Annotated in this window: 33 protein-coding genes; 5 read left to right on the top strand and 28 right to left on the bottom strand. The window is 45.3% G+C overall.

Features of this window, described 5'->3' with window-relative positions:
- Position 1: 1 nt before the first annotated feature.
- Together cysD and cobA are read right to left on the bottom strand one after the other, a co-directional pair.
- Complete coding sequence (gene cysD, locus R7F64_RS07660) at positions 2–910, bottom strand: sulfate adenylyltransferase subunit CysD (protein ID WP_005379592.1); 909 nt, start codon at positions 908–910, stop codon at positions 2–4.
- Between the two features lie 59 nt (positions 911–969).
- Complete coding sequence (cobA, locus tag R7F64_RS07655) at positions 970–1845, bottom strand: uroporphyrinogen-III C-methyltransferase (protein WP_318071578.1); 876 nt, start codon at positions 1843–1845, stop codon at positions 970–972.
- 275 nt (positions 1846–2120) lie between these two features.
- On the opposite strand from cobA, the gene cpdB reads away from it, so the two are divergent.
- The gene (cpdB, locus tag R7F64_RS07650; protein WP_318071577.1) at positions 2121–4082 is read left to right on the top strand and encodes a 2',3'-cyclic-nucleotide 2'-phosphodiesterase; all 1962 of its coding nucleotides are present in this window, start codon (positions 2121–2123) and stop codon (positions 4080–4082) included.
- 97 nt (positions 4083–4179) lie between these two features.
- A complete protein-coding gene (locus R7F64_RS07645) occupies positions 4180–4758 on the top strand; it encodes a Crp/Fnr family transcriptional regulator (RefSeq protein ID WP_136976961.1) in 579 nt (192 codons plus the stop codon).
- A gap of 54 nt (positions 4759–4812) precedes the next feature.
- Here R7F64_RS07645 and dbpA read toward each other — a convergent pair whose 3' ends face one another.
- Entirely contained in the window at positions 4813–6192 is a 1380-nt protein-coding gene (gene dbpA / locus R7F64_RS07640; protein ID WP_318071576.1) for an ATP-dependent RNA helicase DbpA, read from the bottom strand.
- 142 nt (positions 6193–6334) lie between these two features.
- On the opposite strand from dbpA, the gene R7F64_RS07635 reads away from it, so the two are divergent.
- Positions 6335–6796 carry a GNAT family N-acetyltransferase gene (locus R7F64_RS07635; protein ID WP_017820295.1) on the top strand — a complete coding sequence of 154 codons (462 nt, stop codon included), beginning with the start codon at positions 6335–6337 and terminating at the stop codon, positions 6794–6796.
- Positions 6797–6887: 91 nt separating this feature from the next.
- On the opposite strand, the gene R7F64_RS07630 is transcribed toward R7F64_RS07635, so the two are convergent.
- The gene (locus R7F64_RS07630) at positions 6888–7484 is read right to left on the bottom strand and encodes a LysM-like peptidoglycan-binding domain-containing protein (RefSeq protein ID WP_136976959.1); all 597 of its coding nucleotides are present in this window, start codon (positions 7482–7484) and stop codon (positions 6888–6890) included.
- Positions 7485–7716: 232 nt separating this feature from the next.
- On the opposite strand from R7F64_RS07630, the gene R7F64_RS07625 reads away from it, so the two are divergent.
- Positions 7717–8337, top strand: a complete 621-nt coding sequence (locus tag R7F64_RS07625) for an FKBP-type peptidyl-prolyl cis-trans isomerase (protein ID WP_005383137.1) — start codon at positions 7717–7719, stop codon at positions 8335–8337.
- A 153-nt stretch (positions 8338–8490) separates the two neighbouring features.
- Positions 8491–8970 (top strand): DUF2780 domain-containing protein, encoded by a 480-nt coding sequence (locus R7F64_RS07620; RefSeq protein WP_017820297.1) that lies wholly within the window; start codon positions 8491–8493, stop codon positions 8968–8970.
- Positions 8971–9105: 135 nt separating this feature from the next.
- Here R7F64_RS07620 and rplQ read toward each other — a convergent pair whose 3' ends face one another.
- From rplQ to rplB, 24 genes are all read right to left on the bottom strand, one after another.
- Positions 9106–9486, bottom strand: a complete 381-nt coding sequence (gene rplQ, locus R7F64_RS07615; RefSeq protein WP_005383141.1) for a 50S ribosomal protein L17 — start codon at positions 9484–9486, stop codon at positions 9106–9108.
- A 26-nt stretch (positions 9487–9512) separates the two neighbouring features.
- On the bottom strand, positions 9513–10505 hold the full coding sequence (locus R7F64_RS07610) for a DNA-directed RNA polymerase subunit alpha (RefSeq protein ID WP_005383143.1): 993 nt from the start codon (positions 10503–10505) through the stop codon (positions 9513–9515).
- Positions 10506–10529: 24 nt separating this feature from the next.
- Positions 10530–11150: a 30S ribosomal protein S4 gene (rpsD, locus tag R7F64_RS07605; RefSeq protein WP_005383146.1), complete on the bottom strand. Its 621-nt coding sequence runs from the start codon at positions 11148–11150 to the stop codon at positions 10530–10532.
- A gap of 27 nt (positions 11151–11177) precedes the next feature.
- Entirely contained in the window at positions 11178–11567 is a 390-nt protein-coding gene (gene rpsK, locus R7F64_RS07600) for a 30S ribosomal protein S11 (RefSeq protein WP_001118870.1), read from the bottom strand.
- 18 nt (positions 11568–11585) lie between these two features.
- Complete coding sequence (gene rpsM, locus R7F64_RS07595; RefSeq protein WP_005383154.1) at positions 11586–11942, bottom strand: 30S ribosomal protein S13; 357 nt, start codon at positions 11940–11942, stop codon at positions 11586–11588.
- A gap of 149 nt (positions 11943–12091) precedes the next feature.
- Positions 12092–12205, bottom strand: a complete 114-nt coding sequence (gene rpmJ, locus R7F64_RS07590) for a 50S ribosomal protein L36 (RefSeq protein WP_000868186.1) — start codon at positions 12203–12205, stop codon at positions 12092–12094.
- A 38-nt stretch (positions 12206–12243) separates the two neighbouring features.
- Positions 12244–13578 carry a preprotein translocase subunit SecY gene (gene secY / locus R7F64_RS07585; protein WP_005379562.1) on the bottom strand — a complete coding sequence of 445 codons (1335 nt, stop codon included), beginning with the start codon at positions 13576–13578 and terminating at the stop codon, positions 12244–12246.
- Between the two features lie 20 nt (positions 13579–13598).
- A complete protein-coding gene (gene rplO / locus R7F64_RS07580) occupies positions 13599–14033 on the bottom strand; it encodes a 50S ribosomal protein L15 (RefSeq protein WP_005383155.1) in 435 nt (144 codons plus the stop codon).
- 5 nt (positions 14034–14038) lie between these two features.
- On the bottom strand, positions 14039–14215 hold the full coding sequence (rpmD, locus tag R7F64_RS07575) for a 50S ribosomal protein L30 (protein WP_005379565.1): 177 nt from the start codon (positions 14213–14215) through the stop codon (positions 14039–14041).
- A 7-nt stretch (positions 14216–14222) separates the two neighbouring features.
- Positions 14223–14726: a 30S ribosomal protein S5 gene (gene rpsE, locus R7F64_RS07570; RefSeq protein WP_004745894.1), complete on the bottom strand. Its 504-nt coding sequence runs from the start codon at positions 14724–14726 to the stop codon at positions 14223–14225.
- Between the two features lie 14 nt (positions 14727–14740).
- Positions 14741–15094, bottom strand: a complete 354-nt coding sequence (rplR, locus tag R7F64_RS07565; protein WP_318071575.1) for a 50S ribosomal protein L18 — start codon at positions 15092–15094, stop codon at positions 14741–14743.
- A 9-nt stretch (positions 15095–15103) separates the two neighbouring features.
- Positions 15104–15637, bottom strand: coding sequence for a 50S ribosomal protein L6 (gene rplF / locus R7F64_RS07560; RefSeq protein ID WP_005379570.1), 534 nt, complete (start codon positions 15635–15637; stop codon positions 15104–15106).
- A gap of 13 nt (positions 15638–15650) precedes the next feature.
- Positions 15651–16043 (bottom strand): 30S ribosomal protein S8, encoded by a 393-nt coding sequence (rpsH, locus tag R7F64_RS07555; RefSeq protein WP_005379572.1) that lies wholly within the window; start codon positions 16041–16043, stop codon positions 15651–15653.
- Between the two features lie 29 nt (positions 16044–16072).
- Positions 16073–16378 (bottom strand): 30S ribosomal protein S14, encoded by a 306-nt coding sequence (gene rpsN, locus R7F64_RS07550; RefSeq protein WP_004410442.1) that lies wholly within the window; start codon positions 16376–16378, stop codon positions 16073–16075.
- Between the two features lie 17 nt (positions 16379–16395).
- Complete coding sequence (gene rplE, locus R7F64_RS07545) at positions 16396–16935, bottom strand: 50S ribosomal protein L5 (protein ID WP_005379573.1); 540 nt, start codon at positions 16933–16935, stop codon at positions 16396–16398.
- A gap of 23 nt (positions 16936–16958) precedes the next feature.
- Positions 16959–17276 carry a 50S ribosomal protein L24 gene (rplX, locus tag R7F64_RS07540; RefSeq protein ID WP_005379574.1) on the bottom strand — a complete coding sequence of 106 codons (318 nt, stop codon included), beginning with the start codon at positions 17274–17276 and terminating at the stop codon, positions 16959–16961.
- 13 nt (positions 17277–17289) lie between these two features.
- Complete coding sequence (rplN, locus tag R7F64_RS07535; protein WP_004410450.1) at positions 17290–17661, bottom strand: 50S ribosomal protein L14; 372 nt, start codon at positions 17659–17661, stop codon at positions 17290–17292.
- 162 nt (positions 17662–17823) lie between these two features.
- The gene (rpsQ, locus tag R7F64_RS07530) at positions 17824–18078 is read right to left on the bottom strand and encodes a 30S ribosomal protein S17 (RefSeq protein ID WP_005379575.1); all 255 of its coding nucleotides are present in this window, start codon (positions 18076–18078) and stop codon (positions 17824–17826) included.
- Positions 18078–18269, bottom strand: a complete 192-nt coding sequence (gene rpmC, locus R7F64_RS07525) for a 50S ribosomal protein L29 (protein WP_005379576.1) — start codon at positions 18267–18269, stop codon at positions 18078–18080. Before rpmC ends, rpsQ begins: the two co-directional genes overlap by 1 nt.
- Entirely contained in the window at positions 18269–18679 is a 411-nt protein-coding gene (rplP, locus tag R7F64_RS07520; RefSeq protein WP_005379577.1) for a 50S ribosomal protein L16, read from the bottom strand. The genes rpmC and rplP overlap by 1 nt, the downstream gene beginning before the upstream one ends.
- Before the next feature lie 11 nt (positions 18680–18690).
- A complete protein-coding gene (rpsC, locus tag R7F64_RS07515) occupies positions 18691–19389 on the bottom strand; it encodes a 30S ribosomal protein S3 (RefSeq protein ID WP_005383161.1) in 699 nt (232 codons plus the stop codon).
- Between the two features lie 18 nt (positions 19390–19407).
- The gene (rplV, locus tag R7F64_RS07510; protein ID WP_005383164.1) at positions 19408–19740 is read right to left on the bottom strand and encodes a 50S ribosomal protein L22; all 333 of its coding nucleotides are present in this window, start codon (positions 19738–19740) and stop codon (positions 19408–19410) included.
- A 10-nt stretch (positions 19741–19750) separates the two neighbouring features.
- Positions 19751–20029: a 30S ribosomal protein S19 gene (gene rpsS, locus R7F64_RS07505; protein ID WP_004394525.1), complete on the bottom strand. Its 279-nt coding sequence runs from the start codon at positions 20027–20029 to the stop codon at positions 19751–19753.
- Positions 20030–20050: 21 nt separating this feature from the next.
- The gene (rplB, locus tag R7F64_RS07500) at positions 20051–20875 is read right to left on the bottom strand and encodes a 50S ribosomal protein L2 (RefSeq protein WP_005383168.1); all 825 of its coding nucleotides are present in this window, start codon (positions 20873–20875) and stop codon (positions 20051–20053) included.

Here is a 20875-nt window from a genome sequence, read left to right as displayed (position 1 = left end):
TTTAGAAGTAACCTTGACGTTTCTTAAGCTCCATCGATCCTGACTGATCGTGGTCGATCGCTCGGCCTTGGCGCTCACTCGACGTTGCCACCAGCATCTCTTCGATAATGCCAGTTAAAGTGTTTGCTTCAGACTCGATGGCCCCAGTCAATGGATAACAACCAAGGGTACGGAAGCGCACACTCTTCTCTTCAATCACTTCACCCGGTTGAAGCTCCATACGATCATCATCAACCATGATCAGCATGCCATCGCGTTCAACAACTGGGCGTTTGTCCGCGAGGTAAAGCGGCACGATCTCGATGTTTTCTAAATAGATGTATTGCCAGATATCAAGCTCAGTCCAGTTAGACAGCGGGAATACACGAATGCTCTCCCCCTTATTGACCTGACCGTTGTACGTCTTCCATAGCTCAGGACGTTGGTTTTTAGGGTCCCATGTATGGTTCTTATCGCGGAATGAATACACGCGCTCTTTCGCCCGTGATTTCTCTTCGTCGCGGCGCGCACCACCAAAGGCCGCATCAAAACCGTACTTGTTCAGCGCTTGTTTTAAGCCTTGAGTCTTCATGATGTCAGTGTGCTTAGAAGAACCATGAACAAACGGACTACAGCCCATGGCTAGACCTTCTGGATTCTTATGTACCAAAAGCTCAAAACCGTATTTGGCCGCGGTGCGATCACGAAATTCAATCATCTCGCGGAACTTCCAATCGGTGTCAACATGCAGCAATGGAAATGGAATCTTACCTGGGTAAAAAGCTTTACGCGCAAGGTGCAGCATCACTGATGAATCTTTACCAATCGAATACATCATGACTGGGTTATCAAACTCAGCCGCAACTTCACGGATAATATGGATACTCTCCGCTTCGAGTTGTTTAAGGTGAGTTAAACGTTGTTGGTCCATGTTTTGTATTTCCTTTTTAAGCTTGAAGGCGCATTACGTCTCTAATCTTTGGTCTGAAATTATATGGAGTTGGCAATAGCACTTTTGTTGAATTCAGTACTAGACAAAAACCAGTCTAACTTTTGAGACAGTCGCACTACCTCTCCGACAACAATCAAAGATGGCGATTGTGCTTCCTTCGATAAATCAGAGAGTTGGGAGAGTTCTCCCGTAAATACTTTTTGTTGAATCTGCGTGCCACGCTCAATAATGGCAATCGGAGTCGACGCTGAACGACCATGCTTAATGAGTTGATTCTGAATATAGTGTGATTTCATCAGCCCCATGTAGATCACTAAAGTCTGATTCCCACGCGCCAACGTGGACCAATCCATCTCATCACTTTCTTCTTTCAAGTGGCCAGTCACAAAGATGGCCGATTGCGCATAATCACGATGAGTCAGTGGAATACCAGCATAAGCGGTTGCGCCAGCTGCTGCGGTAATGCCAGGGACAACTTGAAAACGAACGCCGGCATCAGCAAGCACTTCTAACTCTTCACCACCACGACCGAATACAAACGGATCACCACCTTTAATGCGCACTACTTTGTAGCCCTGCTTGGCAAAATCCACCAAAAGCTGATTCGTCTTCTCCTGCGGCACACTGTGATGCCCAGCTCTCTTCCCAACGCACACCAAAATCGTATCGCTTGGAATCAATGCCATGATTTCTTCAGACACCAAATAGTCGTACAAAACCACGTCAGCTTGCTGCAAGCAGTTCAGTGCTTTCACCGTCAGAAGTTCAGGATCGCCAGGTCCTGCACCTACTAAGGCGACTTCACCAGGCTGTAGCGATTGCTTTGCAAAACGAGTAACACCAGCTATTGGGTTGTCAGAAACTAACCGGGGCTTTGGTTTAGGAAAAGAAGTGACTGAATCGTTCGTTGCCATGTGCTTGCTCATCGTCCATTGATATCGTTATGCAAGCATTATGGCGGGGCGTTTATATTACCTGAAATTCTAAAATTTCATTTTTTATTCAAAAATCTGCTAAGAAGTTTTTGTTTGGTCTCATTCAAAAGCGTGAAAAAGTCGGCGGTTAATATGAATAAGGTTCAGTAAACTGATTAATGTTCACAGTTTTCTGTATCTTTATCATCGAGTTGCATCTGTGTTTGATACATTACGCAGTACGATTTCCCCTTATCATTGAATTGGAGCACCAAATGAAAGTGGCAGTTCATCCTATTTCCCTCGCAGTATTAAGTGGCATGCTAACGCTTGCTGGCCCAGCAATGGCCGATACCATCAAGCTTCGTATTATCGAAACCACCGACATTCACACCAACGTGATGGATTACGATTACTACAAAGACCAACCATCACAGCAAATCGGTTTAAGTCGCGCAGCGACAATAGTGAAACAAGCTAAGTCCGAGACAGAAAACACGGTGCTAGTAGATAACGGTGATTTAATTCAGGGCAGCCCAATGGGCGATTACATGGCGGCAAAGGGGATTAATCCCGGCGACGTGCACCCAGTCTACAAAGCGATGAACCAGCTAGACTACGATGTGGGCAACATTGGCAATCATGAGTTCAACTATGGCTTAGATTTCCTACAAACGACGTTGAAGGGTGCAAACTTCCCTTACATCAATGCAAACGTATTTGATAGACAAACCGGTGAGCATTACTTCAAACCTTACCTCATTAAAACTCACACTTGTAAAGACACAAACGGCGAAGCGCATCAAATAAAAGTGGGTTACATCGGCTTTGTACCTCCACAAATTATGGTGTGGGATAAGAAGAACTTAGAAGGCAAAGTCTTTGCTAAAGACATTAAGGAAACAGCAGAGAAACTGATTCCTCAAATGAAGAAAGAAGGCGCAGACGTGATTGTGGCGATTCCACACTCGGGCATTTCTACTGATCCATACAAGCTAGGCGCTGAAAACTCTGTTTACTACCTCACAGAAGTTGAAGGTATTGATGCGATTGCTTTTGGCCACTCTCACGCCGTCTTCCCAGGGAAAGACTTCGCAAACCTACCTGGTGTTGATATAGATAAAGGGACCATCAATGGTGTAACGTCCGTGATGCCGGGCCGCTGGGGAAGTCACGTAGGTGTGATGGATTTGATGCTGAAAGAGAAAGACGGCAGATGGCAAGTCGTCGAAGGCCAAGCAGAAGCACGCCCTATCTTCGATAAAGTAAATAAGAAGTCATTAGCTAAAGCCGATGAAGATATTGTGAAAGCGTTAGAAGAAGATCACAAAGGCACTCGTGAATTTGTAAATCAACCAATCGGCAAAGCAAATGATGCCATGTACAGCTTCCTGGCATTAGTGCAGGACGACCCCACCATTCAAATCGTTAACCTTGCTCAGAAAGACTACGTAGAACGCTTTATTCAAGGCGACCCAGACCTTTCTGACATTCCAGTACTGAGTGCGGCAGCACCATTTAAAGTCGGCGGTCGTAAGAACGATCCGAATAACTTTACAGAAGTAGAGTCCGGTCAGCTCACCTTCCGTAATGCGGCCGATCTTTACTTATACCCAAACACCTTGGTTGCGATGAAAGTGAAAGGTAAAGAAGTTCGCGAATGGCTAGAGTGCAGTGCGGGTCAATTCAACCACATCGACATCAACAATCCTAAACCGCAATCTTTGATTGATTGGGATAATTTCCGTACTTACAACTTCGATGTTATTGATGGGGTTAACTACCAAATCGACGTTACCCAACCGCCGAAGTACGATGCGGATTGTAAAGTGATTAATCCAGATTCTCAGCGTATTGTGAACCTGACGTTCAATGGTAAGCCTGTCAATCCGAAGCAAGATTTCATCATCGCAACCAATAACTACCGTGCTTATAGCAATACTTTCCCTGGTACAGGCCCAGATTTCATTGCGTTTGACGCACCAGATGAAAACCGCTCTGTCGTCGCCACTTATATTTCTCGCGTGAGTGAAGAAAAAGGAGAAGTGACACCAAGCGCTGACAACAACTGGTCTTTCGCACCGATTAAGTCCGATAACAAGCTAGATATTCGTTTCGAAACCTCCCCTAGCGATAAAGCGGCGCAGTTCATCAAAGAGAAAGGACAATACCCAATGAAACGCGTGTCAACAGACGACATTGGTTTCGCAATTTATCAAATCGATCTGAATAAATAAGGTTGATTTGACAGCAACACTAAGCGGCTCTCATGAGCCGCTTTTTTGTTATCAATAAAACCCGTTAAAATAAAGAAAACCGTTTCCGAGTTATCACATGCACAGCGATCTTTTTTCAGACTTAGTCAATCATGGCTTTTTAGAGACAGAAGCAAACCAACTTATTGCAAATGGTGAGTTGCTCGAACTGCCTACACGCCACATTCTTAATCACCAAGGGGAGTTGAGCTCACACCTTTACTTCATCATTGAGGGGTTATGCCACGCAAGCTATCTCACTGAGCACGGCAAAGAATTCAGTAAAGAATTTTATTGGGAGAAGGACTGGGTTATCGGGTTTGAGAGCATAATAAAGGACCAACCTTCGCCTTACTTATTGGAAACGCTGAGCGCTTGTCAGCTATTTTGCTTGCCAATTGAAACGTTGCATCACTGGCGAGCAGAAAAGCACGCCATTTACTTAAAGCTACTCGAAAACCAACTGGTTAATAAAGAGAATAAAGAACGCTTTATGTTGCTCTACTCTCCAGAGGAACGATATCAATTATTTTGCGCTCATTACCCAGATTTAAAGCAACGTATTACCGATAGTCAAATTGCGGCCTACCTAGGCATTACGCCAATCAGTTTGAGTCGAATCAAAGCACGCTTAACCAAAGATCACACTCTCAAATAAACTCAAAAAAGAAAAAAGCTCTTCAAACGAAGAGCTTTTTCTATGCTATTTGAGCTATTTAAGAATTCGCGCCCGGAACTGGCGCCCTTTCATCTTGCCGTTACTAATGGTTTGTAGAGCCTTTTTAGCCACAGACTTTTCGACGGCAACATAAGCGCGCACAGGGAATAGGTGGATCTTTCCGACTTGAGAGCCTGGAATACCATTTTTTCCTGTCAAACAACCTAAAATATCACCCGGTCGTACTTTCTGTTTCTTACCGCCATCAATGTTAATCGTCACCATTTTCGCTTGGTATGGCTGCTGATTTGATTTGGCAGGCAATGTTGCTGGTACCACGTCCATCTCTAGGTATTCTTCAATACGAGCTACACGTAAACCGTCTTTCTCACCAAAAAAGCTGAACGCTAAACCTTTACTACCCGCACGACCTGTACGACCAATACGGTGCACATGAACCTCAGGATCGCGCGATAGCTCAAAGTTAAAGACTGCATCAAGATTATCAACGTCCAAACCACGCGCTGCAACGTCTGTTGCAACAAGGATAGACACACTCTTGTTAGCAAACTGCACCAATGCTTGGTCGCGTTCACGCTGCTCTAAGTCCCCATGGATATCGATAACGCTGAATCCTTTGTGATGCAACTCATCTGCGACACTTTGCACTTCTTTTTTGGTATTACAAAAAACCACCGCGGACTCTGGTTGGTGAGTCAGCAGCAAATTCGCCAACGCTTCATCACGTGCTTCCGAGCCTTCAACTTTATAGAAGTACTGCGCAATGCTTGAGGTATCATGCGTCGATTCCACCTTAATCACTTCCGGTGTCTGCATTATACGCTGCGAAATTTGCTCAATTTTTTCTGGAAAAGTAGCACTGAAAAGTAGAGTTTGACGCTGCTTTGGCGCTGCATCGATGATTGCATCTAATGCGTCTTGGAAACCCATGTCCAACATGCGATCAGCTTCATCTAGCACCAAGGTATTCAGTTCGCTAAGATCAATTCGGCCTTTTTCAAGGTGATCCAAAATACGACCAGGAGTACCAACTAGGATATGCGCACCATGCTCTAACGAACCAATTTGTGGCCCCATAGGCATCCCACCGCAGAGAGTAAGCACTTTAATATTATGAATGCCGCGACCTAAAGTACGAATTTCCTTCGCTACTTGATCTGCAAGCTCACGTGTTGGACACAATACTAATGACTGGACACGAAAGCGTTTGACGTTGAGGTTCGATAAAACCCCTAAACCAAATGCAGCGGTTTTACCTGAGCCCGTTTTACCCTGCCCGATGACATCACGATGTTTTAGGATTGCAGGCAAGCTCAAAGCTTGAATTGGCGTCATGTGGGTATAGTTCAGGGAATCAAGTGTGGCGAGTAACGCTGGGTTAAGCCCAACTTGATCGAATGTTTGTTTGCTCACGGGGATATCCTCAGGTGAGATGGAAAGAGGGCACATTATCACCAGATTTGGTGGGAAAACCAGTGCTAATTAACCTTTGTTAATGAGTATGAGCTCAAAACAAAGTAAAGTCAGTCACTCTATTCTCATTACGGATAACAACATGCTCACTTGGATTACTTTGCCCTTTGCTCAGCTAACAACCACGCAGCTGTATGAAATGATGAAATTGCGTGTGGATGTATTCGTTGTTGAACAAACCTGCCCTTACCCTGAACTTGATGGTAAGGACACGCTGGAAGGCGTTTATCATCTAATAGGCTATCACGGTGATGAACTGGTTGCTTGCGCAAGATTACTGCCCGCAGGCACGACGTATGACAATGTGAGTATTGGTCGAGTGGTGACAAAGCAGACCGCGCGAGGCGGTGGCTTAGGTCATAAGTTATTGGACAAGGCCTTGGCACAATGCGAAACATTATGGCCAGGACAGACAATAGATATAGGTGCTCAAGAACACCTCATCCAGTTTTATGCTAGTCATGGATTCAAGGTTATCTCAGAGTGCTATCTTGAAGATGGTATCCCTCATGTGGATATGCGGAAAGAATCCGTAGCGCTATAAGCTTCAACTCGATTGGTTACTATGAAAACTAATCGCTATGAAAAACTGACTAAAAAGACGCGATATCTTCGCGTCTTTTCATTTGAAGCGTTTACTTGTTACGTCCAAAGGTCCCATCCGATAAACGGAAAAACATAACGGACCGCCCGCTTTTTTCCAGCTGTAGCATATCTAACTCACCTTCGTCACTAAGCTTAAAGCGAATCAACTGTCCCTGCTTTATTTGGCTTAGCGGCTTATCACTGCCTTCTATTTTGACCAGAGCGCTAAGATCCGCCATAGAGAGCTGATTACTTCTGAAAACCTGCGCTAATGTATCACCATTTTTAACCGTGTACTCTTTCCAATCTTCAGATTTCGGTCCAGAGTTCTGAGAGGTTCTCTGCTGGCTTAAACTCTGCGCGTTCAGCTCAATCGCTACGCGTTGATGATCGACCTCAGTCTGCTCAACTGGTTGATCTGTTTTATTTGGCAAAGGAATAACAAGGAGTACCAGAATCAATGGCACTAAGACCATCAAAGCACGCTGATGAAATTTAGGCAGACGCAACCAAAACTGCTTAACAGGCTGTATACACTCCAACCATTGCTCTTTGTTGAACGGCTGCTTCCAGTCGATAGCAGCGAATTTTTGTTTAACCAATTCGACATAGTCGACTTGCTGCTTTTTCTTTCTGCGACGATTCATTGTAATGAGTCCCTTAATACTTCTACGGCCAGTATAAAAATACCGACGCGGAGAGTATATGTTTTTCACCAAACTAAAATGGAATTGGGATTAAATTAGCAGAAATTTCACTTGGAGTAAGAGATAAGTCACAACCTGGTCGCCTCAATTAAGCATTCAGTCGCAATCATTTAAACCTAAGCTCGAAACTGATATCCTGTTACCTTTATCACTCCTAATAAGAGCGACATTCATGTCTGAAATTAAATTTGAAACTGCAGAACAAAAAGCAAGCTACGGCATTGGTCTGCAAATGGGTCAGCAACTTGCAGGCTCTGGTCTTGAAGGTCTTAGCGTTGATGCTATCGCAGCAGGTATTGCAACAGCACTAACTGGTGACATGCCATCAATCGAAATTGATGAAATCAACAAAGCACTACAAGAACTTCACACTCGTGCAGAAACAGCTCGCCAAGAAGCAGCAAAAATTGCGGCAGCAGAAGGCGAAGCGTTCCTAAAAGACAACGCTCTACGACCTGAAGTTAACGTTCTAGACTCTGGTCTTCAGTACGAAATCATTTCTGAAGGTACTGGTGCAGTTCCTACAGCAGAAAGCTCAGTTCGCGTTCACTACCACGGTGAGCTAACTGACGGTACTGTATTCGATAGCTCTGTATCTCGCGGTCAACCTGCTGAATTCCCTGTTACAGGTGTAATCAAAGGTTGGGTAGAGGCACTACAACTAATGCCTGTTGGCTCTAAGTGGAAGCTATACGTACCACAAGATCTTGCGTACGGTGAGCGTGGCGCTGGTGCGGCTATCCCTCCATTTGCAGCTTTAGTTTTCGAAGTAGAACTATTAGATATTATCTAATTGAAACCATTTTCAATTATGATTAAATAAAACGGCGCACTAGCGCCGTTTTTTTGTCTAAACTGAATAGACTTTCTCACCTCTGAACCTTTCACTCTGATAGCCTTTAAAAATAAAATCACTTTTAAAAAACGCTCAACCTTTGGAGGTACTATGCGTAAAACACTCCTAACTCTAGCACTCCTATCAATCAACATTGGTAGTGCGCACGCATTCTTAGATTCAGTCACTCAAAAAAGTAAAGAAAGTGGCCTGATGGACATGGTCGGCAGCAGCTTGAACACCGAGTCATCTCCATTAACAGACATGCTAACTAGCCAATTACCAGTATCCACTGAGCAAGCAGCCGGAGGCAGTGGTGCGCTACTCGCTTTGGCTCAAAGCCAGCTTTCGCAAGAAAATAGTAGTGAATTACAGTCTTTGATTCCTGGACTTTCAAACTTGCAAGGAGCACAAAGCTTACTAGGAAATATTGAGAATATCAGTGCAGTCAAAAGTGCATTCGATACGTTAGGTTTAGACCCATCTATGATCAGTCAGTTTGCTCCAGTCATCTTGGATTACTTGAACAAGCAAGGCGCTAGCGAAGGGCTTCTAAGTTCGTTGGGCGGATTGTGGAATACTAGTAAATAAGCGTAAGTGATAATCACTTTTTAAATTGCCAGTCTGCATGGGTTGAAATAAATGCAGGCTGGATATAAAGGTTTACTGAATTACAGATACAAAAAAGCCGAGCTAATGCTCGGCTTTCTCGTTCTTACGAACTGATTACTCAGCAGCTTCTTCAGCAGCTGGGCGATCTACAAGCTCAATGTAAGCCATTGGAGCTTTATCACCAGCACGGAAGCCAGCTTTTAGGATACGAGTGTAACCGCCCTGACGAGCAGCAAAACGTGGACCTAGTTCGTTAAATAGTTTTGCAACTACTTCGTTGTCACGAGTACGTGCAAATGCTAGACGACGGTTAGCAACACTGTCAGTCTTAGCTAGTGTAATCAAAGGCTCAACTACGCGACGTAGCTCTTTTGCTTTTGGCAAAGTAGTCTTGATAACTTCATGACGTACTAGAGAGCTAGCCATGTTGCTGAACATCGCTTTGCGATGTGAGCTGTTGCGGTTGAGTTGACGACCACTCTTACGATGGCGCATGACCTAATCCTTCTAACTAGTATCGATTAATCTTCAGCGATTGATGCAGGTGGCCAGTTTTCTAGGCGCATGCCCAGAGACAGACCACGTGACGCAAGTACGTCTTTAATCTCAGTAAGAGACTTTTTACCAAGGTTAGGCGTTTTAAGTAGCTCAACCTCGGTACGTTGTACTAGATCACCGATGTAGTGAATCGCTTCTGCTTTCAGACAGTTAGCAGAGCGAACTGTTAGTTCAAGATCGTCTACAGGACGCAGTAGGATCGGATCGAATTCTGGCTTCTCTTCCTTCTCCTCAGGAACTCGTACATCACGAAGATCTACGAATGCATCCAATTGTTCAGCTAGGATTGTAGCTGCACGACGGATTGCTTCCTCAGGTTCTAGAGTACCGTTTGTTTCCATATCGATAACAAGCTTGTCTAGATCAGTACGCTGTTCTACACGAGCTGCTTCTACAGCGTAGGCAATTTTGTCTACTGGGCTGTAAGTAGCATCTACTAGTAGGCGACCGATAGGACGCTCGTCTTCTTCGTTATGGATACGCGCAGAAGCTGGAACATAACCACGACCACGTTCAACTTTGATACGCATTGCGATCTCAGCGTTGTCATCCGTCAGGTGACAAATTACGTGTTCAGGGTTAGCGATCTCTACATCACCATCATGGGTGATGTCACCTGCAACCACAGGGCCCGAGCCTGATTTGTTCAAAGTAATGAACACTTCATCTTTGCCTTCGGCAACGCGCACAGCCAAACCTTTAAGGTTTAGAAGAATTTCAAGAATATCTTCTTGAACGCCTTCTTTCGTGCTGTACTCATGAAGTACGCCTTCAATTTCTACTTCTGTTACAGCACAACCTGGCATAGAAGATAGAAGGATGCGGCGAAGTGCATTACCCAGAGTATGACCAAAGCCACGCTCTAATGGCTCAAGAGTTACTTTTGCGTGAGTCGAGCTGATTTGTTCGATGTCAACTAGACGTGGCTTAAGAAATTCTGTTACAGAACCCTGCATTGTGTCCTCTCTTTAGTTTAAACCTTACTTAGAGTAAAGCTCGACGATCAATTGTTCGTTGATGTCAGCTGATAGATCAGAACGCTCAGGCATACGCTTGAATGTACCTTCCATCTTGCCACCATCTACTTCAATCCAAGTTGGTTTTTCACGTTGTTCAGCAACTTCTAGAGCTGCTTTGATACGAGCTTGCTGTTTAGCTTTCTCGCGAATAGAAACAACGTCATTAGCCGCTACTTTGAAAGAAGGAACGTTTACAACTTTACCGTTTACTAGGATAGCTTTGTGGCTAACTAGCTGACGTGCTTCTGCGCGAGTTGCGCCAAAGCCCATGCGGTAAACTACGTTATCAAGACGACCTTCAAGAAGCTGAAGTAGGTTTTCACCAGTGTTGCCTTTTAGGCGAGCAGCTTCTTTGTAGTAGTTACGGAATTGTTTTTCTAGAACGCCGTACATACGACGTACTTTTTGCTTCTCACGAAGCTGAACGCCATACTCAGATAGACGACCGCGACGAGCGCCGTGTACACCTGGTGCGTTATCAATTTTACACTTGGTATCGATCGCGCGAACACCAGACTTAAGGAATAAGTCAGTGCCTTCACGACGGCTAAGCTTCAGCTTAGGACCCAAATATCTTGCCATGATTCTTCTCCAATTGTCCTAGAAACGTTATACGCGACGTTTCTTAGGTGGACGACAACCGTTATGAGGGATTGGTGTAGCATCAACGATGTTTGTGATGCGGAAACCAGCGGCGTTTAGTGCACGAACAGTAGATTCGCGACCTGGACCAGGACCCTTAACCATAACTTCCAAGTTCTTTAGGCCGTATTCTTTAGCCATTTCAGCACAACGCTCAGCAGCAACCTGTGCAGCGAACGGAGTAGACTTACGAGAACCACGGAAACCAGAACCACCTGCAGTAGCCCATGCAAGAGCGTTACCTTGACGGTCAGTAATGGTTACGATTGTGTTATTGAAAGAAGCATGGATGTGCGCAACGCCATCTGCAACTTGCTTGCGTACGCGCTTACGAGCGCGAGTTGGTTGTTTAGCCATTGTACTCTACCTTCCCGATTATTTCTTGATCGGCTTACGCGGACCCTTACGGGTGCGAGCGTTGGTTTTAGTACGCTGTCCACGTAGTGGTAGACTGCGACGATGACGAAGACCACGGTAACAGCCAAGGTCCATAAGACGCTTGATGTTCATAGATACTTCACGACGTAGATCACCTTCTACAGTGTACTTAGCTACACCATCACGCAGTTGATCGATCTGCTCTTCAGTTAGTTCACTGATCTTAACATTTTCAGCAATACCCACTTCAGCTAGGATAGCTTGAGAGCGAGTTTTACCGATGCCGTAGATCGCTGTTAGAGCGATTACTGCATGTTTCTGATCAGGAATGTTAATGCCTGCTATACGGGCCATTATTCACTCCTAAGTGTTTCTATAAAAGAATTAGCCGCAGCAAAGCCCGTTATGGATACGCTGCGGAATACTACTTCTTTTGCACGCAAAAGGTAGGCCGAGGAATATACTCGACCCAACCTTCATTTTCAAGTAAAAATTTCTGCTAATTAGCCTTGGCGCTGTTTGTGCTTTGGCTCACTGCAAATCACGCGAACGACACCGTTACGCTTGATTACTTTACAGTTACGGCAGATTTTTTTAACGGAAGCACGAACTTTCATTGCTAAACTCCGTAAATGAAACTGAGTCTACCGCCGGATTAACGGCCGTAGCCTTTCAGATTCGCTTTCTTCAACACAGAATCATACTGTTGAGACATCAGATGAGTCTGTACCTGTGCCATAAAGTCCATAATTACAACAACTACGATTAGTAGCGATGTACCGCCGAAGTAGAAACGTACGTTCCACGCGACCATCATGAACTCGGGAATCAGACAGATAAAGGTAATGTACAGTGCACCAGCAAGGGTTAAACGTGTCATTACTTTATCAATGTATTTCGCTGTCTGCTCACCTGGGCGGATACCGGGTACGAATGCACCAGACTTCTTCAAGTTATCTGCTGTTTCACGCGGGTTGAAAACCAACGCCGTGTAGAAGAAACAGAAGAAGATAATTGCTGCTGCATAAAGCATTACATACAACGGTTGACCTGGGCTAAGAGCCAAAGACACGTCAGTTAACCAACCGAACGCGCTGCTCTCACCGTTTTGACCAAACCACTGAGCCAATGTTCCTGGGAACAAGATAATACTTGATGCAAAAATCGCTGGAATTACACCTGCCATGTTAATTTTAAGAGGCAAGTGCGAGCTTTGCGCAGCAAACACTTTACGACCTTGTTGACGTTTCGCATAGTTAACGACGATTCGGCGTTGACCACGTTCCATGAAAACAACGAAGTAAATTACTGCAAAAGCTAATACCGCGATTAGCAACAGAAGAAGTACATGCAATTCACCTTGACGCGCTTGCTCGATTGTTTGACCGATTGCAGAAGGCAATCCAGCAACAATACCTGCAAAAATCAGTATCGAAATACCGTTACCAATTCCGCGCTCTGTAATTTGTTCACCTAACCACATCAAGAACATGGTACCGGTTACTAAACTTACGGTAGCAATTAGCGTAAACATGGTTTGGTTGATAACAACCAGATTGTCGACCATGTTTGGTAGGCCAGTTGCAATACCTATAGCTTGGAAGGTTGCAAGTACAAGCGTGCCGTAGCGTGTGTATTGGCTTATCTTACGACGGCCTGCTTCACCCTCTTTTTTGAGTTCAGCTAACGCTGGATGAACTACAGTTAGCAATTGGACAACAATAGATGCCGAAATATACGGCATGATGCCCAATGCTAATATAGATGCACGCTCAAGAGCACCACCGGAGAACATGTTAAACATTTCAACGATGGTACCTTTTTGCTGTTCGAACAAATCGGCAAGTACAGCAGCGTCAATACCAGGAATCGGCACAAAAGAGCCGGCTCGGAATACTAAAAGTGCACCAATTACGAATAACAAGCGCGACTTTAGTTCACTTAAGCCGCTCTGAGCACTACGAAAATCTTGTCCTGGTTTCTTAGCCATCTGTACCTCGTTCCTCGAGATTATTCCTCGATTTTACCGCCTGCAGCTTCGATTGCAGCTTTAGCGCCTTTAGTCACACGTAGACCTTTAACAGTCACTGCTTTGTTGATTTCACCAGAAAGAACAACTTTTACAAATTCGATGTTCTTAGTGATGATGTTAGCAGCTTTAAGACTGTTTAGATCAACTACGTCACCAGAAACTTTCGCTAGCTCAGCTAGACGAACTTCAGCAGACACTAGGCTCTTACGAGAAGTGAAACCGAATTTTGGTAGACGTTGTTTCAGAGGCATCTGACCGCCTTCGAAACCTGGACGAACACTGCCGCCAGAACGTGATTTTTGACCTTTGTGACCACGGCCACCAGTTTTACCTAGGCCTGAACCGATACCACGACCTACTCGCTTCGCAGAAGTTTTCGCGCCAGCAGCCGGTGCTAGAGTATTCAAACGCATTCTGATTACTCCTCAACTTTAACCATGTAGTAAACCTTGTTGATCATACCGCGAATACACGGAGTATCTTCAAGTTCTACTGTGTGGTTGATTTTACGAAGACCTAGACCGCGCAAAGTAGCTTTGTGCTTTGGCAGACGACCAATTGAGCTTTTAGTTTGAGTTACTTTAATAGTTGCCATGGTGTTCTTACTCCGAAATAGATTCAACAGTTAGACCACGTTTAGCAGCAACCATTTCTGGTGACTTCATGCTACCTAGTGCATCGATCGTTGCACGAACGATGTTGATAGGGTTCGTAGAACCGTACGCTTTAGATAGTACGTTGTGTACACCAGCAACTTCTAGTACTGCACGCATCGCACCACCTGCGATAACACCAGTACCTTCTGCAGCAGGCTGCATGTAAACTTTAGAGCCCGAATGGCGACCTTTCACTGGGTGGTGAAGAGTGCCTTCGTTTAGAGCGATCGTAGTCATGTTACGACGCGCTTTTTCCATTGCTTTTTGAATCGCTGCAGGTACTTCACGAGCTTTGCCGTAACCGAAACCTACACGACCGTTACCGTCACCAACTACTGTTAGTGCAGTGAAGCTCATGATTCGACCACCTTTAACCGTTTTAGAAACACGGTTAACTGCGATTAGCTTTTCTTGCAAATCATTCGCTTGAACTTGTTGTTCTTTAGCCATCTTCCAACCCTACCTTAGAATTTCAGACCAGCTTCGCGAGCAGATTCTGCTAGCGCCGCTACTCGACCGTGGTATTGGAAACCAGAACGATCAAATGCAACTGCAGTTATGCCCTTCTCTAGAGCGCGCTCAGCAATAGCTTTACCCACTGCTTTAGCTGCATCAACGTTACCAGTGTATTTCACTTGCTCACGGATCGCTTTTTCTACAGTAGAAGCTGCTGCGATAACCTCAGAGCCGTTAGCCGCGATAACCTGTGCGTACACGTGACGAGGAGTACGGTGTACAACTAGGCGAGTCGCACCCAGTTCTGCAATCTTACGACGTGCACGTGTAGCACGACGGATGCGAGATGCTTTCTTATCCATAGTGTTACCTTACTTCTTCTTAGCTTCTTTAGTACGCACATTTTCATCTGCGTAACGAACACCTTTGCCTTTGTATGGCTCAGGCTCACGGTAAGAACGAATGTCAGCCGCAACTTGACCAACTAGTTGCTTGTCAGCACCAGTGATCACGATTTCAGTTTGGCTTGGACATTCAGCTTTAATACCCGCTGGCAACTCGTGCTCAACTGGGTGTGAGAAGCCTAGTGTTAGACCTACAGCGTTGCCTTTGATAGCAGCACGGTAACCTACACCTTTAAGAGTTAGCTTCTTAGTAAAGCCTTCAGTAACACCAACAACCATGTTGTTAACTAGAGCGCGAGCAGTACCTGCTTGAGCCCATGCGTTAGCAACACCTTCTTTAGGACCGAAAGTCAGGTTATTTTCTTCCTGAGCGATTACAACTGCGTTGTTAAGAACGCGAGTTAGTTCGCCTTTCGCACCTTTTACAGTGATTTCTTGGCCGTTTAGTTTCACCTCTACGCCAGCTGGAATAGCGACAGGTGCTTTTGCAACACGAGACATAGTCTACTCCTTATTAAGCTACGTAAGCGATGATTTCACCACCAAGACCTGCTTTACGTGCAGCGCGGTCTGACATAAGACCCTTGGAAGTAGAAACGATAGCAATACCAAGACCACCCATTACAGAAGGAAGTTCATCTTTCTTCTTGTAAACACGTAGACCTGGACGAGAAACACGTTTAAGTTGCTCGATTACTGGTTTAGCTTGGAAGTACTTAAGTGTAACTTCTAGCTCAGGTTTTGCTTCGCCTTCAACAGCGAAGTCAACGATGTAACCTTCAGCTTTTAGTAGTGCAGCAATTGCAACTTTAAGCTTTGAAGAAGGCATTTTTACAGCAACTTTGTTTGCTGCCTGACCGTTACGAACGCGGGTCAGCATATCCGAAATCGGATCTTGCATGCTCATATGATTTACTCCAAATGATTAAGTGGCAATTACCAGCTAGCCTTACGAAGACCCGGAATCTCGCCTTTCATGCAAGCTTCACGAACCTTAATACGGCTTAGACCGAACTTACGTAGGTAACCGTGTGGACGACCAGTTTGGTTGCAACGGTTGCGCTGACGTGATGCACTTGAATCACGTGGAAGAGATTGCAGTGTAAGAACCGCGTTCCAGCGATCTTCTTCAGATGCGTTTACATCGCTGATGATAGCTTTTAGCGCTGCACGCTTTTCAGCGAACTTAGCTACTAGCTTCGCACGTTTTGCTTCACGTGCTTTCATTGAATTTTTAGCCATAACAGTAACCCTTCACCTTACTTACGGAATGGGAAGTTAAAGGCAGCCAGCAGAGCACGGCCTTCCTCATCAGTACCAGCAGACGTCGTAATAGTGATGTCTAGACCGCGTACTCGATCAACTTTATCAAAGTCGATTTCCGGGAAGATGATTTGCTCGCGAACGCCCATGCTGTAGTTACCGCGACCGTCAAAAGACTTAGCGCTAACACCACGGAAGTCACGTACACGTGGAAGAGCGATGTTAATTAAACGCTCAAGAAAATCCCACATACGTTCGCCACGCAAGGTTACTTTACAACCGATAGGGTAGCCTTCACGGATTTTGAAACCTGCAACAGATTTGCGCGCTTTTGTGATAAGTGGCTTTTGACCAGAGATCGTTGCCATATCAGACGCTGCATTTTCTAGCAGTTTCTTATCGTTGATTGCTTCACCAACACCCATGTTTAGGGTGATTTTCTCGATTCTAGGGACTTGCATGACGCTTGTGTAACCGAACTGTTTGGTCAGTTCAGCGACTACAGACGACTTGTAGTAATCATGCAGTTTCGCCATAGTAGAACTCCAAATTACTTCTATTAGTTAGAAACGGTTTCGCCGTTAGACTTGAAGAAACGAACTTTTTTGCCGTCTTCAAAACGGAAACCGATACGGTCAGCTTTACCAGTAGCTGCGTTAAAGATAGCCACGTTAGAAACGTCGATAGCTGCTTCTTGCTCTACGATACCGCCTTGGATACCCATAGCTGGAACAGGTTTCTGATGTTTCTTAACTAGGTTGATACCTTCAACGATAACTTTACCAGTTGCTAGAACCTTAGTTACTTTACCTTTCTTGCCTTTGTCTTTACCAGCAAGAACGATTACTTCGTCATTACGACGGATTTTAGCTGCCATTTCTACGTGCTCCTTACAGAACTTCTGGAGCCAGTGAAACGATCTTCATGAACTTATCGCCACGAAGTTCGCGTGTCACAGGACCAAAGATACGTGTACCGATTGGTTGCTCAGTATTGTCGTTTAGCAATACGCAAGCATTTCGGTCGAAGCGAATGACAGAACCGTCAGGACGACGTACGCCTTTACGGGTGCGCACTACCACCGCCTTCAGAACATCACCTTTTTTAACTTTACCGCGAGGGATTGCTTCCTTCACAGTAACTTTGATGACGTCACCGATATGTGCATAACGGCGGTGAGAGCCACCCAGAACCTTAATACACATTACGCTGCGTGCGCCTGAGTTATCAGCTGCGTCCAGCATACTTTGCATTTGGATCATGTTAGTGCTCCGCTAAATATTAATAACTAGACCCATCACGGGTCGGGCTGCCTCTTTAAAAGGGACGCGAATTGTACCACCCTTTTTTGTGATTGGGTAGTCAAAAAATAAACGGCTCCAAAAATATTTTGGAGCCGCTTTAGTTTCATAGAATTAACGAGATTAAATCTTCGCCTTTTCTAGAACTTTTACCAAAGTCCAAGACTTAGTCTTAGACAGTGGACGACACTCTGCGATTTCAACTGTGTCGCCTAGGCCACACTCGTTGTTCTCGTCATGTGCGTGTACTTTAGTCGTACGTTTTACGTATTTACCGTAGATTGGGTGTTTTACGAAACGTTCGATAGCAACAGTGATAGACTTGTCCATCTTGTCGCTAACAACACGACCTTGTTGAGTACGTTTTACTTCGCTCATTATGCGCCTGCCTTCTCAGTCAAAACAGTTTTCACACGTGCGATATCACGGCGTACAGCTTTCAGAGTATGAGTTTGCTGTAGTTGACCAGTCGCAGCTTGCATGCGCAAGTTGAACTGTTCACGTAGCAAATTCATTAGCTCAGCGTTAAGCTCTTCAACGCTTTTCTCGCGTAGATCTTGTGCTTTCATCACATCACCTGCTTAGTTACAAATGTAGTTTTGAAAGGCAGTTTACGTGCCGCAAGACGGAACGCTTCACGTGCCAATTCTTCAGGTACACCACCCATTTCGTACATAACCTTACCAGGTTGGATTTGGGCTACCCAGTACTCAACGTTACCTTTACCCTTACCTTGACGAACTTCAAGTGGTTTTTCTGTGATTGGTTTGTCTGGGAACACACGGATCCAGATTTTACCTTGACGCTTAACGTGACGTGTCATTGCACGACGTGCCGCTTCGATTTGACGAGCAGTTAGACGACCACGGCCAACAGCTTTAAGACCGAATTCGCCGAAGCTTACATCAGTACCTTTAGCTAGACCACGGTTACGACCAGTCTGAACCTTACGGAACTTAGTACGTTTAGGTTGTAGCATCTGTCGACTCCTTACTTACGGCCTTTACGCTGCTTCTTAGGCTTGTCGCCTTTAGGCTCTACAGCGTTAGCTGCTGGCATACCACCTAGGATTTCACCTTTGAAGATCCAAGTTTTAATGCCGATCACACCGTATTGAGTGTGAGCCGAAGAAGTTGCGTAATCAATGTCAGCACGTAGAGTGTGTAGAGGCACACGGCCTTCACGGTACCACTCTGAACGTGCGATTTCAGCGCCGCCTAGACGACCGCTTACTTCCACTTTGATACCTTTAGCGCCTAGGCGCATTGCGTTTTGTACTGCGCGCTTCATAGCACGACGGAACATAACACGACGCTCTAGCTGAGACGCGATGCTGTCACCAACAAGTTGCGCATCTAGTTCAGGCTTACGTACTTCAGCGATGTTAATTTGCGCTGGTACACCTGCAATTTTAGCTACAGCTGCGCGTAGCTTCTCAACGTCTTCACCTTTCTTACCGATAACAACGCCTGGACGAGCAGTGTGAATAGTCACACGGATGCTCTTAGCAGGACGCTCGATAACGATACGTGATAGAGACGCTTTTTTCAGTTCACTTGTAAGGAACTGACGTACCTTGAAGTCGCCGTCTAGGTTGTCAGCGAAATCTTTGGTGTTAGCAAACCATGTAGCATTCCAAGGCTTAACGATGCCTAGACGAATACCATTTGGATGTACTTTTTGACCCATTGCTTACTCTCCTAGTCTCTAGCGATCTGCTACAACAACAGTGATGTGGCTTGAACGCTTCAAGATACGATCCGCACGACCTTTAGCACGAGGCATAATACGCTTCATGGTTGGGCCTTCATCTACAAAGATTTTTGCGACATTCAGATCGTCAATATCTGCACCTTCGTTGTGCTCCGCGTTAGCGATAGCAGACTCTAGAACTTTCTTAACTAGTGCAGCAGCTTTTTTGTTGCTGAACGTTAGGATTTCTAGAGCTTGGTCAACAGATTTACCACGGATTAGATCCGCAACTAAGCGAGCTTTCTGAGGCGAAATGCGAGCAAAGTTATGTTTAGCAATTGCTTCCATTATCTACTCCTTAGCGCTTCTTAGCTTTCTTATCCGCAGCGTGACCGCGGTAAGTACGTGTTGGTGCGAATTCACCCAGTTTGTGACCGATCATTTCATCAGTTACAAATACTGGTACGTGCTGACGACCATTATGGACAGCGATGGTCAAACCGATCATCGTAGGGATGATCATTGAACGACGGGACCAAGTCTTAATAGGCTTTTTGTCTCCGCTTTCCACCGCTTTCTCTACCTTCTTCAGCAAGTGTAGGTCAATAAAAGGACCTTTCTTGAGAGAACGTGGCATGGCGATTCCTCTTTATATAGATTACTTGTTACGACGACGTACGATGTACTTGTCAGTGCGTTTGTTCTTACGAGTCTTGAAGCCTTTAGTAGGCATACCCCAAGGAGATACTGGGTGACGACCACCAGAAGTACGGCCTTCACCACCACCATGTGGGTGGTCAATCGGGTTCATTACAACACCACGAACCGTTGGACGGATACCGCGATGACGTGATGCACCTGCTTTACCAAGTTCACGTAGCATGTGCTCAGAGTTACCAACTTCACCGATTGTTGCACGGCCTTCAGAAAGAACTTTGCGCATCTCGCCAGAACGTAGACGGATAGTTACGTACGCACCGTCGCGAGCAACGATTTGAGCGTAAGCACCAGCCGAACGAGCTAGCTGACCACCTTTACCAGGCTTAAGTTCAACGTTATGTACTGTTGAACCTACTGGGATATTACGCATTGGTAGAGTGTTACCAGCTTTGATTGGTGCATCAACACCAGACTGAATAACATCACCAGCTACAACACCTTTAGGTGCTAGGATGTAGCGACGCTCACCGTCTTTGTAAAGAACTAGAGCAATGTTTGCGCTACGGTTTGGATCGTATTCAAGACGCTCAACTGTCGCTGGAATACCATCTTTAGTACGTTTGAAGTCAACTACACGGTAGTGGTGCTTGTGACCACCGCCGATGTGACGTACTGTGATACGACCCTTGTTGTTACGACCACCGTTCTTAGAGTTTTTCTCTAGAAGAGGTGCGTATGGCTTGCCCTTGTGTAGGTCAGCGTTAACAACTTTAACAACGTGACGACGACCAGGGGAAGTCGGCTTACATTTAACAATAGCCAT

The sequence above is a fragment of the Vibrio sp. Vb1980 genome (genome assembly GCF_033338615.1).
GTDB classification, from domain to species: Bacteria; Pseudomonadota; Gammaproteobacteria; order Enterobacterales; family Vibrionaceae; genus Vibrio; species Vibrio alginolyticus.
Note: the sequence above shows the minus strand (reverse complement) of the source record. Positions and strands in the feature narration are given on the sequence as shown.